The sequence below is a fragment of the Arcicella rigui genome, assembly GCF_034929435.1.
Classification (GTDB): Bacteria; Bacteroidota; Bacteroidia; order Cytophagales; family Spirosomataceae; genus Arcicella; species Arcicella rigui.
Window position 1 is genome coordinate 225,379 of record NZ_JAYFUM010000009.1, and the last position, 12,876, is coordinate 238,254.

Here is a 12,876-nt window from a genome sequence, read left to right on the forward strand (position 1 = left end):
CTCCTTTCTTTGGTATTAGATTAAACGTTTAGGCAAAAAATTAAAAAATATAATTTTTCAAAGTGAGCAAAATCGGAATTATATTACTTAAAACTTTACTCCGAATTTATTGTATCAAAATAATACAATAATATATCGCTATATCAAAAAAATATTTTTGTAAAACTGCTCATTAAATCTGAAAAAACAAGAATTTACACATATTTTATTGTATTAATTCTATAAAAAATACCCTATAAGGCAAGACAGCAAAATTACTTATCTTAAAAATTTACCTTTAAAATCAAAAAAAATAAAAATTATCAAAATTTGTACTTTTCTAATAAAATGACACAAATATCAAAATATTAATTGCACTTTCATTATTGAATCATTTTGGTACAATAGACTTACGTTTCAATTTTGTAAGCAGGAATACTTATATGGGAATGAATACTTATCAGGTCAGAAAATTATCCTTTATGGAAGAAGAAAGATTTTTTTGAAGAAACAATTGGTTGAAGACAACTACTCTTTCATTTTACGTTGAAGAAATTTTGAAGAATATGATACACCAGTCGTACCCAGAAGTATCTCTACCAAATCTGATGGGGCTTTAATAAGTAGCGAGAAGATTTCAAAAAAAAATTGAGTCGAATAAAAATTAGTTTTAGAAGAAAAGTGCAGGTGACAGCCTCAAAAGACTATCACCCGCATAAAAATCAATAAGCATTTGCTAATTCAAGCTTGGCAAAAAAGTCTTCAAACATCAAGAATGTATCCAAATGTGTGTAAACTCGGATAGCTCTTCCTTTATGATTGTACTCATAAGCCCCAGCTTGGTTAATTTTAGGAGCTAATTTCACCACATAATCACTTGAAGATGGGTCAGCTTCAAAAGACGATTGCAAGGCTGTCAATAAAACTAAAGGACTATCCCCTAAAATATAAGTTTCGCCGATATTCAAAAAAGGCTGAATTTTGGTCATCAGCGATTCTAAAGTACTCACCAAATAATTACCCGTTTTTCCTTTAGGTTTTACTTTCAGCAACAGTTGAGAATACGAAACCATGCACTGACGATATACATTTCGAGGAATTTGCCATAGCATAATTTTTGACTGATTAAAAATCGCTCTTCCAGCCGCAATATCAATATTCAAATTATATTCTGGGTTTGAATAATTTGGCGGAGGCACAGCCAAATCGTTGTATTCTGGGCCGCCAATCCATACCAAGGTAATTTTATTGGCAATTTCAGGATTTGTTAGTACTGCCGAAGCGATTTCGGTTAAACCTGCTCCACAGAGTACATACAAAGGAAGTTTGGTATCTGTCCGTAAAGCCTCTTTAATAATAAAATTCACGGCTTCACTTTTTACAGGAGTGCTATCGTTGGGCATTGCCGTATTAGAACCAATCAGTACAGGAATAGTCTTTTTGATATTCATAGTCTGCATCAATTCCTTTACTTTTTTAGCAGCATTTTCTGCCTGCATTTTAGAAGGGTCAAAGCCATCTGTAACACTCAGATGCGAGCCAATGATACCTCTAATTTCAACGGAAGGAGAAAGCAAAAGATGAGCCATTTGAAAAAGTCCGTCGGGGTCACCACTAAAATCATTATCAACGATAACCCTCATACGAGGCACAATCACATTCGGAGGCGTAAGGCTCTGAGCCAAAACAGCAAAAGGTTCTATCAATAGAACCAATAAACAAACAAGGGAGAGTTTTTTGAGCATTGTTTTTACCATTTATCTTTATACGAAACTCAAATTTACATTGCATTTCGCATAAAGATAAAATGATAAAAACTTTCAAGGGGAAAATGGCAATATCTATATTATTAAAGTGATGATTTAAACGATTTCAACTATTGAGAGTGAAATCTAATAAGACAAAAAAGCGGTCGAAATTAATTTCTCGACCGCTTTTCATGACTGATAAATTTACTTGTTTTAGAATTTCAAAGTAGCTGGTAAATACTTCGCAAATAATTCTTCGTAATAGGGTTTCAATTCCTTTACATTCGGAGGCGTTGGTACTTTTGAATACAAATCGTAAGGGTTGAATTTGTTTACCCATTCAAACATTTCATGGTCGTGTGCGTCCATCAAATGGTCGTAAGCATGCTCTCTGTGTTGCGAATAGAAAGAGTGATAACGAATCATGTACAAGGCTGGTTCTGGCAAGTAATCTTTCATTATCTGATACAAGTACTCATCATGTCCCCACGACATATCAACGTTTCTTAAACCACAATTTGGTTCATAAACACCATATTTTGTATTGTATCTTTCATCTTTTGAATCTGGGTTTGCTTCAAAAAACTCTGGATAAACAATTTTATCTGAATGCTGACATCCCACTGGGAAAGTATCGCCTACTACTGCCCATTGTGGCTCGCCGAAAAGACATAATACTTTTCCTAAATCGTGTAAAAAGCCTGTTAAAACAAACCAATCTGGATGACCGTCAGCTCTGATTGCCTCTGAAGTTTGTAATAAATGTTGTAATTGGTCTAAATCTGTATCTGGGTCTGAATCATCAACAAGTGTGTTCAAGAAATTACAAGCATCCCAAATTGGCATTTCTTTTTTGTCGAATTTCAAAAACTCAGCTTGTTTTTGCTTCACAAAATCATAAGTCTGATAAGTATGATTAAGACGATAAAATTCTTTTACAGTCTCTCTCTTTGGGTCATCATAATTACGGTACTCTTCCTTTGATTTGGCAGGTTTTTCTGCTTCTGGGTAACGTACCAAAATATCATCTTCCCATTCTTCTATGCTTGCTAAAGGAGCAATTTCTGCTTGCGTAAAGTTCATGATTCTTTGTTGTTGTTTAGGTAATGAATGATTCGTACAACAAAGAAATATTGTATTTTCTGATAAAAAAATACAAATCTTATGCAAACGTTTGAAAAAATGATTTTCAATTGAAATTATTTCTTTTTGTTGGCTTTAGGCGATAAGCCGTAGGCAATAGGCAAAATGTTTTTTTAGATAAAGATTTTGAAAATTTACTCAAAGCTCATGGCTTTAAACTATAAGCCGTAGGTAATAGGCTAAATGTTTTTTTAGGTAAATATTTTGAAGATTTTGAAGATTTGCTCATAGCTAATGGCTCATAGCTCACAGCCTAAATTTAAGACAAAGTAGAACTTCTAATAATCAGTTCTGGAGGCAAAACAATGGTTTCGTTTTGTTTGGTTTGCAGGTTCAAATTATTCAGAAACAGCCGTGCGGCTTCTTCGCCAATTAATTTCCCAAAACGATTCACCGTTGAAAGACTCGGAAACATATAAGCTGAAAATGGTGAATTATCAAAACCAATAATGGCTACTTGTTGCGGTATCGAAAAACCTAAATCTCGAATTACTTGCATCGCTGCCGAAGCTACTACATCATTGACTGCAAAAACGCCATCAGGCGGATTTTCCAATGACATTAAGCGGTGCATGGGCATAATGGCACTTTCTGCTTTAAAATTGGTGGTAATGATTAGGTTTTCATCAAAGGCAATCTGATGTTTTGCCAAACAATCTTTGTAGCCTTTGAAACGCTTTTCTGAAACCGTCAAACCATTGGGGCCTTTTAGATGAGCAATTCTTTTGAAACCTCTTAAAATCAAATGTTCCGTAGCCGTAAAAGCTCCCCAATAATCATCAACGATGATACTATTGGTAGGTACGCCATCAAATTCTCTATCAATAAAAATCAGGGGAATATTACGATGTAGAATATTTTCTAAATGCTGATAATGTCCAGAATCGTAGGTTTCCTGAGAAACGGATAAGAATATACCTTCCACTCGGTTCGCCATTAATTTTTCTACGTACTCTTTTTCAAGGGTGTAACTTTCGTTTGTCACACAGATTGTCATCATGTAGCCATTTGCTTGTAAAATATTTTGCAAGCCTTCAATCATGGCTGTTTCGTGAAACTGATTGAGACTTGGCACTACCACACCCAAAGTATTAGATTTTTGATTCAATAAACTCAGCGAAACAGAATTACGTTGATAGCCCACTTTCTGGGCATACTCTTGAATATTTCGCCTTGTGTCTTCATTTATCAAAGGATGATTATTCAATGCTCTTGAAACCGTCGAAGGCGAACATTTGAATTTTCGAGCTATATCTTTGATGGTGACGGGAGTATGCTGATTCATTATTAAAGACGTTAGGATTGTTAGTAAAGCTCATTGCTCACAGCTCATAGCTTTAACCTTAAAAGTAGATGATTGCGATAAATAAAGCAACGCTTGTTTTATTTCATTGATAAAACCTCCACAAATGAAGTCTATTTTTAAAAGCTTGATTCTGTGTAATCTACTCTTAATATCAAAATTGATAAGCGTACAATTCGAATTATTGAAATGAATTCTAATACTCGCCAGACCCGTAAAAAGAAGTTACAGCCCAGCTTTTTTATCTGTCTTTAGCGAAGCTATTTTTAAGAAACTTAATTATTAAAAATCAGTAAATAAACCATTACAAAGCCTTTCTCTCATGCTGTAAAAACCATTTTTCCAATATTTAACTAATATTATCCATGCAAAAACTCGCTTCAGCTTTTATCTTTTTATTTTTGATTGGACTCACAAAAGTCTTCGGTCAAGAAGTACCAAAGGAATTAGAAAATATTATTTCTCCGCAGGTCAATCCAGACCAAACAGTTACGTTTCGTTTTTTTGCTCCGAAAGCCGATAGCGTTCAAATTAGTTCCGACTTTCTTCCTCCGATAAAAGTAATGAGTCGTTTTGGTTTAGTAGATGGCCCGGGGAAAATAGCTTTGACAAAAGATAAAAATGGACTTTGGACTTACACTTCAAAAGCTCTTGCATCTGAATTATACAGTTATTCTTTTTTGGTAGATGGTATCAAAACAAACGACCCTAATAGTCCTTATGCTTTGCGAAATGGGGCTTCATTGACCAATATTTTTATCATTGGAAATGGCATTGCCGATTTATATAAAACCACCGATGTAGCTCATGGTACTTTGGTACACAGTTGGTATCCGTCATCAGGCTTAAAAACAAATCGTAGAATCAGTATTTACACACCAGCAGGTTACGAGCAATCGACAGATAAGTATCCAGTTTTATATTTACTTCATGGTGCTGGGGGCGATGAAGAATCATGGGCGGCTCATGGACGTGCTATTCAAATATTGGATAATTTAATAGCCCAAGGCAAAGCCAAACCGATGATTGTAGTAATGCCCAATGGCAATGTAGCACAAGATGCTGGTTATGGCTACGGACGTGATGGTTTCTACAAACCAGAATTTTTATTGCCAAGGTCAATGAATGGAGAATACGAAGCCAACTTTATGGACATCGTTACTTATGTAGAAAAAAACTTTCGAGTAAAAGCCAATAAAGCCAATCGTGCTATTGCTGGGCTTTCAATGGGCGGTTTTCATACGATGCACATCAGCCGTTATTTCCCTAATACTTTCGACTATGTAGGATTATTTTCAGCTGCACTAATGGAACGAGAAGATGCCACAGGAAAAGTGTATAGCCAGATTGATCAAACATTAAAAACCCAAAAAGATAATGGTTTGAAACTCTATTGGATAGCGATTGGTAAAGATGATTTTTTGTACAAAGCCAATGTTGATTTCAGGAAGAAATTAGATGATTTGGGCATGAAATACGAGTACGTAGAAACAGAAGAAGGACATATTTGGAAAAATTGGAGAATATATCTATCTCAGTTTGCTCCAAGGCTTTTTAGATAAACTCTTGGTGATTTCCTTGAGTTATTTTATCTCATCAATGAGAATTTTTGTGACTTGTTTAAGTTACTTAATCTCGTTGATGAGATTTTTTATTGGATTATTCATTAAATTTAAAACAAGAGAATAATTTAAAATGAATACAGAAATATCTAATTTAGTGGATACAATAATTTTTACAACAATACAAAAAGTACGACATTAATAGTACAACGAAAAATAGGGATAACAAAAAGTACTATAAAACTTTCGCATATTAGCGAGTTAGCGGTAATTATATGACGACACTACCAACTTACGAAACCTTCGATGAAAAATCTAAACATTTCAATCTTGTAAAAGTTGAAACCATAGACGACTATAATAAAATCGTTGAAACACAAAAAAAGTTAAACGGCATTTACAGAGGCATTAACACTTCAAAATATAAAATTTACACCTCACTACAGAGACAAATAATTACGAAAGACTTACAGGGCAAATTTTGTATTGAAGACTATCTACACAATTTTCGACAAAACAAAATCCTTCAAAAATATTTTGACACTTTAAAATTTGAAACGTCTAAACTTTCTATTTATAGTTATTTACAACATTATGGTGCCCCGACACCCTTTTTAGACTTCACTATTAATTTTGAAAAAGCTCTTTACTTTGCTATTGAAAATTTCGATGAAACTTCATACGTTGAGCAAGGATTAATTGACGATTATTTTTCAATATTTTTCATTAACCAAACAGACTTTGACTTAATTGAAATACCAGAAGTAATCAGAAGTTTAAAGGACTTCAAACGACTAAGCGGTGACTTTTTTTCTCGATATGAAGACTACACACATCAACATTTAGTATCCCACGTTGACAACACTTTTACAATCAATACTTGTAAAGTATTTCTGATTAGTCATTACGAAGAATTCATTGACATATACAATACATACAACAACATTAGAATTGTTGCACAAGAAGGGTTGTTTATTCATAATGACTATTTAGATAAACCGTTAGAAGAAGCCTTGAAAGATTTTTTTAAAGAAGCTACCATTTTTGTTGGCTCTGGTTTGGACGAAATTGATGACCCTCAAATAATAGCTGACAATGAAAAGTATATTGAAGACTTAGAAAAAAATAGAGGTTTTCAACAACGATTAGAAAAAAACATCATCACAAGTTTTGAAATTAAAAAGTCATTAATAGGCGAAATAAGGAAAAGTTTCACCCTGCAAAAAGGTGACATATACCCTGACCCAGAAAAGTTATGTTGGCAGACATTTGAAGACAGTCTACCAAAGTAACTCCAACTGGTAGTAGGTTATCCTACTACCTAAAATAATAAAGAGCGTCTCGCTCGCATCTCTGTTTCGCCAAGACGGGGTCGCCAAGATGGGAACGAGTATCAGCAACTCGTTAGCATTCTATCACATTTGTTTGTTGCTAACGCACGATTCGTTGAAGAAAACGCCAACGAAGACTAATACTACACAACACTCTAACAATCAGTTAGACACAGAAAAACAATAATACTTAATATCCAAAATAGAATGAAAGCATTAGTTTATGAAAAATTTCAAGGGGGTTTAACTATTCAAACAGTACCAGACCCTACGCCTAATAGCCACGGAGTTGTTGTGAAAGTAAAAGCTACGGGCTTATGCCTAAGCGATTGGCACGCTTGGCAAGGACACGATACGGATGTAGAACTGCCACACGTAGGAGGACACGAATTAGCTGGAATTATAGTGGCAATCGGAAAGGATGTAAAGAACTATAAAGTAGACGACCGTGTAACAGTACCATTTGTAAGTGGCTGCGGTAGTTGTGGAGAATGTTTATCTGGCAATCATCAGGTATGCGATAATCAATCCCAACCGGGCTTTACGCATTGGGGTTCATTTGCTGAATATGTTGCCATAGATTTTGCAGATATAAATTTGGTTAAAATACCAAACGAAATTAGTAACGAAACCGCTTCAATATTAGGTTGTCGTTTCATTACCTCATTCAGAGCCATTGCACATCAAGGAAAGGTTAGTGGTGGACAATTTGTAGCTATACACGGTTGTGGAGGTGTGGGTTTATCTGCGATTATGATTGCGAATGCACTCGGAGCTAAGGTTATAGCTATAGACATTAACGATGAAACATTAGCTTTGGCTAAAGAACTCGGAGCTGTTGAGATAATTAACGCAAATAAAAGTGCGGATGTGATTGCAGAAGTAAAATCATTGAGTAATGGCGGTGTTCATGTATCTGTTGATGCTTTAGGAAATCCCATAACTTGTTTCAACTCTGTTGCTAATCTGAGAAAACGGGGTAAACACATTCAGGTTGGTTTAATGACAGGCGACAATAAGCACCCAAAAATTCCGATGGACGCTGTAATTGCAAATGAATTAGAAATTATCGGAAGTCATGGAATGCAGGCTTTCAAATATTCGGAAATGTTGGAAATGATAAAAAATGGAAAACTAAAACCCCAAAAACTTATCGACAGGACTATTTCTTTAGAAAATGCCATTACTGCCTTACCAAACATGGATAAATTTGAAAATAAAGGTGCATTGGTTATTAATTCATTTTAAGAAGGAAGTCTCATACTGGTAGTAGGTTTTTCCTACTACCTAAAATAATAAAGAGCATCTCGCTCGCATCTCTGTTTCGCCAAGACGGAGTCGCCAAGACGGGAACGAGTATCAGCAACTCGTTACTTAGCATTCTATCACATTTGGTTGTTGATGACGCTCGTCTCGTTGGAGAAAACGTCAACGAAGGCTAATACTACACAACACTCTAACAATCAGTTAGACACAGAAAAACAATAATACTTAATATCCAAAGTAGACGACCGTGTAACAGTACCATTTGTGAGTGGCTGCTGTAGTTGTGGAGAATGTTTATCTGGCAATCATCAGGTATGCGACAATCAATCCAATCCCGACCGGGCTTTAAAATTAACGCTGTCAGTTCTGGTTTTACCAAAACTGACCTCAATCATCATCGTGGAACAGAAATGGTGGAAGATGCTGGAAAACACATTGTAAAATATGCTTTAATTGACAATGATGGAGTAACAGGAAAATTCTTTTGCGAAGAAACAAATCCCGAAACAGGGGAAATTCCTTGGTAATAAAACAGGTATGTAACAATATCAGGCGAAGCACAATACTCGCCTGATATTTTACTCTATCTTAAATTTGATGCTTCTCATGATGGTTTGGGTATAAATTCTACCCAAACAGCAAACCTTGTTTATGAATAGCAATTTTACAAGGAACCCATCAAAGAAAAAAGCTATTGAAACTTTCTTTCTTGCACTAATGTTGCATATTTAAAACTTTAAATAGTTTGATTTTATCATTCTGAGCTGGCTTATTTTGACCTTTTTGGCTTTACTTGCCTGCGTAGTACACTTTACAAGCAATAAAAAAATGACAGAAATTTTTATTACAAACATTCAAAATGAAGTTCAATCAAAAAATATTTTGGACTTTTTTAAAATAGAATCCCCTGAATTGGAAGTTAGCTTTGACCTCAACGAGACGGTAAAAACATATCCTTGTGGTCATACCATTTTAAGAGTTGAAGGCGATACAATCAATTTGGAACGTATTTTGACAAGTTTAGGGAATTTAGGGTATAGTTGCGAAATATTGCAGGACAAAGTTTGCATTTAAAAATAATGGCAATGAAAGAATTTTGGGAAGAAGCATTTAAAGATAAACAGGAAATGTGGGGATTAGACCCTACAAAATCAACTGTTTTAACAAAAGATTTTTTTGTCGACAAAGGAGTAAAGAATATTCTTATTCCCGGTATTGGCTATGGACGAAATGCCAAAGTTTTTGTAGACAACGGAATGACAGTAACAGGAATAGAAATTTCTCAAACTGCTATTGATTTAGCTCATAAACATTTTGGGAGCGAATTGAAAATTTATCCTGGTTCGGTAACTGAAATGCCTTTTGATAACAAATTGTATGATGGAATATTTTGTTATGGATTAATTTATTTATTAGACGAAGACGAAAGAAAGAAACTGATTCAAAGCTGTTTTAACCAGTTGACTGAAAACGGATTTATGGTTTTTACAGCAATTACGAAGGATGCTCAAACTTACGGACAAGGCACACAAATAAGCAAAGACCGATTTGAAATGTTTGGTGGTGTTAAAATTTTCTTTTACGACAAAGAAACCATAGAAGAAGAATTTGGTAAAACTGGGCTTTTTGAAGTAACTGAGGTAACAGAAAACTATCCATTTTATCTAATAAAATGCAGAAAAAGTAAAGAAAAAAGCTGATGAGAATCCACTCCTAATAAGCACTTTTACCAAATGGTAAATCATAGCCACAGTCAATCGCTAACTTTGCTACAATGGAAGAACTGATAGAATATATTTTGCAATTTGGCAATTTAAACAAACAACAAATTGACCTTATTACCAGTAAAGTCAAAAAAATAGAACTCGGTAAAGACGAGTATTTTTCTGAAGCAGGTAAAATTCCCCGACAAGTCGGTTTTGTTTTGGAAGGCGTTGTTCGTGGGTGTTATTATAACAACAAAGGAGAAGAAATTACACGTTGCTTTATTTCAGAAAATAATTTAGTGGTTGATTACGTAAACTTTGAGGCAAACACAGCTTCTGCCGAATACCTACAAGCCAGTACCGATTGCAAGCTCATTGTATTTTCAAAACAAGATTGGGAAGAACTTTCCCATACCATAGTCGGCTGGGATAATATCAAAAACAAAATGGTTCAAAAGTGCCTTTATCAAAAATCCAGAAAAGGCCCTGTAATTTCTAAAGACGCTACTACACGATATTTGGATTTTTTGGAGAACTATCCAACACTTACTAATCGTGTTGCACTTTCTCATATTGCTTCATACTTAGGGGTTACGCAACAATCATTGAGCCGAATAAGAAAGAATGTCAAATGATTTTGCTTTTTACCAAATGGTAAATTACTTCATTTTTTATAGTGAAATCTTTGCACTATAAATTTCAAATTTTAAAAAAATGAAGACAGCATTTATCACAGGTGCCAACAAAGGCATTGGTTTTGAAACCGCAAAACAACTATTGCAAAAAGGATTTTACGTTTATCTCGGAAGTCGAAATTTGGAGAATGGCACAAAAGCCATCCAAAAATTGAAAGTTGAAAACTTTACGAACGTTGAAGCAATTGAGATTGACGTAACCGACAATGATTCGGTGAAAAATGCACGAATTGAAATCGGGAAAAAAACAGATACCTTAGACGTTTTGATTAACAACGCAGGTATCAATGGCGGGACACCCTATACAGCACTTGGAGCAAGCAGAGAGCAGTTCCTATCTGCGTTCGACACAAATGTATTTGGTGTGGCGATGGTTACTCAAGCATTTATTGATTTATTACGTAAATCACCTGAACCAAGAATTGTTAATGTAAGCACAAGTGTTGGCTCACTTACGCTACAAAGCGACCCAAATTGGATGGGTTACAACTTCGCAAAATATGCGGTTTATGGTTCATCAAAAGCAGCTCTGAATATGTTTACCGTTCATTTAGCTTATGAACTACGAGACACGTCTTTCAAAGTAAATGCGGTTTGTCCTGGGTACACAAAAACGGATTTTACAGGCTATAACGGTGGCGAAGTGGAAGAAGCCGGAAAACGCATTGTAAAATATGCCTTGTTAGACAAGGATGGCGTAACAGGTAAATTTATTAGCGAAGAAACGAAACCGACTACGGGAGAAATTCCTTGGTAACATACATTTATTGAAAAGACAAGAAAACTGTCTATAACAAAAGTATTTGCAAAAGCAGGTTTGGACAATCAATTAATTCCCAGCCTCTGCAAATACTTTAACTTGGGAGTATTCACTCGGAACTGTTGGGACTGTTCATTTGCATTTAACTTTATGCCTATTGAATCTTACTTTATGACATTTACATTTAGCATTATGCCTCCTTAATCTGGCGTTGAGGCATTTGCATTTAGCGTTATGCCTCCTTAATCTGGCGTTAAGACATTTGCATTTAGCGTTATGCCTATTTAATCTTACTTTATGGCATTTACATTTAGCGTTATGCCTCCTTAATCTGGCGTTAAGACATTTATATTTAGCGTTATGCCTGTTTAATCTTACTTTATGGCATTTGCATTTAACTTGATCCTTATTCAATACTCCTAAATCAACAAGATTTCATTTCCTAAATTTCCCTATCTTGCACCTAAAAATCCTAAATTAAAAAATGACTTTCAGAAATCGTCTGCAATATTTATTGGTTAAACGGCTACAAATTTCTAATAAAATGGCTTTGTCGTTAATTGAATCTGGGGCGGTTTTGGTGAATACTTTGGCTGTAAAAGAAAATGTTTTGATTGATTTGGAAGATGAAGTAGTCTATCAAGGAGAAATACTCAAAGCTGCGAAAAAAATGATTTACTTGGCTTTTTATAAAGCTCGTGGTATCGAAACTACGCTCAATACGGATATTCCTAACAACCTAAAAGAGCTTTTACCTTTTGAAGATATTTTTCCCGTTGGCAGATTAGACAAAGAATCAGAAGGATTATTATTACTCACCAACGACGGTCGCCTTTTTGATAAAACCCTCCGCAAAGAACATCAAACCGAAAAAGAATATTTAGTAACGGTCGATAAAGTAATTGATGACGAATTTATCGCCCGAATGTCTGGTGGCATTACCATCATGGGAAAAAAAACCTTGCCTTGTCGGCTTGAAAAAATCAATGACTTTACCTTTAAAATCATTTTAGTACAAGGCTTAAATCGACAAATCCGAAGGATGTGTTATCAACTGCATTACGAAGTATTGGAGCTTATCAGAATCAGAATAGGCAATGTTACTTTAGGCGATTTACGTCCGAATGAGTATAGGGTGTTAGATAGGAGTTATGAATTATAAATTATGAGATTAAATAATACCTCCCGGTAGCGTTCAACCTCACCCCCAACCCCCTCTCCTGCAAAGAGGGGGCTTTTTAGTTCCAAAATCTCCCCTCTCAATAGCAGGGTTGTTAAGTTCTGGCATTAAAACATAGTTCTTTGAAATTTTGACCAAATATTATTTGGGCGTACTTAATAGAGTCATTGACATTTTGTCTGAGATAATTAAGGGAAACTGCA

The 12,876-nt window shown here is 35.0% G+C and carries 12 protein-coding genes; 9 read left to right on the forward strand and 3 right to left on the reverse strand.

The genetic code is table 11. The features are described 5' to 3' along the window. Positions 1-701: 701 nt before the first annotated feature. From VB248_RS09715 to VB248_RS09725, 3 genes are all read right to left on the reverse strand, one after another. A complete protein-coding gene (locus tag VB248_RS09715; protein WP_323296575.1) occupies positions 702-1,724 on the reverse strand; it encodes a nucleoside hydrolase in 1,023 nt (340 codons plus the stop codon). A 216-nt stretch (positions 1,725-1,940) separates the two neighbouring features. Further along, complete coding sequence (locus tag VB248_RS09720; protein ID WP_323296576.1) at positions 1,941-2,810, reverse strand: inositol oxygenase family protein; 870 nt, start codon at positions 2,808-2,810, stop codon at positions 1,941-1,943. Positions 2,811-3,129: 319 nt separating this feature from the next. Then, entirely contained in the window at positions 3,130-4,155 is a 1,026-nt protein-coding gene (locus VB248_RS09725; RefSeq protein ID WP_323296577.1) for a LacI family DNA-binding transcriptional regulator, read from the reverse strand. 383 nt (positions 4,156-4,538) lie between these two features. On the opposite strand from VB248_RS09725, the gene VB248_RS09730 reads away from it, so the two are divergent. The 9 genes from VB248_RS09730 (at position 4,539) to VB248_RS09770 (ending at position 12,655) form a co-directional block, all read left to right on the forward strand. After that, positions 4,539-5,735, forward strand: a complete 1,197-nt coding sequence (locus tag VB248_RS09730; RefSeq protein ID WP_323296578.1) for an esterase — start codon at positions 4,539-4,541, stop codon at positions 5,733-5,735. A gap of 275 nt (positions 5,736-6,010) precedes the next feature. Beyond that, positions 6,011-7,027: an FRG domain-containing protein gene (locus VB248_RS09735; RefSeq protein WP_323296579.1), complete on the forward strand. Its 1,017-nt coding sequence runs from the start codon at positions 6,011-6,013 to the stop codon at positions 7,025-7,027. Between the two features lie 246 nt (positions 7,028-7,273). Beyond that, positions 7,274-8,314, forward strand: a complete 1,041-nt coding sequence (locus VB248_RS09740; protein ID WP_323296580.1) for a zinc-dependent alcohol dehydrogenase family protein — start codon at positions 7,274-7,276, stop codon at positions 8,312-8,314. Positions 8,315-8,646: 332 nt separating this feature from the next. Further along, on the forward strand, positions 8,647-8,859 hold the full coding sequence (locus VB248_RS09745) for a Rossmann-fold NAD(P)-binding domain-containing protein (RefSeq protein WP_323296581.1): 213 nt from the start codon (positions 8,647-8,649) through the stop codon (positions 8,857-8,859). Between the two features lie 301 nt (positions 8,860-9,160). After that, entirely contained in the window at positions 9,161-9,406 is a 246-nt protein-coding gene (locus VB248_RS09750; protein ID WP_323296582.1) for a hypothetical protein, read from the forward strand. Between the two features lie 11 nt (positions 9,407-9,417). Beyond that, on the forward strand, positions 9,418-10,032 hold the full coding sequence (locus tag VB248_RS09755; RefSeq protein ID WP_323296583.1) for a class I SAM-dependent methyltransferase: 615 nt from the start codon (positions 9,418-9,420) through the stop codon (positions 10,030-10,032). 74 nt (positions 10,033-10,106) lie between these two features. After that, the gene (locus tag VB248_RS09760; RefSeq protein WP_323296584.1) at positions 10,107-10,673 is read left to right on the forward strand and encodes a Crp/Fnr family transcriptional regulator; all 567 of its coding nucleotides are present in this window, start codon (positions 10,107-10,109) and stop codon (positions 10,671-10,673) included. Between the two features lie 79 nt (positions 10,674-10,752). After that, positions 10,753-11,490 (forward strand): SDR family oxidoreductase, encoded by a 738-nt coding sequence (locus tag VB248_RS09765; protein WP_323296585.1) that lies wholly within the window; start codon positions 10,753-10,755, stop codon positions 11,488-11,490. Between the two features lie 487 nt (positions 11,491-11,977). Beyond that, positions 11,978-12,655, forward strand: a complete 678-nt coding sequence (locus VB248_RS09770; RefSeq protein WP_323296586.1) for a pseudouridine synthase — start codon at positions 11,978-11,980, stop codon at positions 12,653-12,655. Positions 12,656-12,876: the final 221 nt, after the last annotated feature.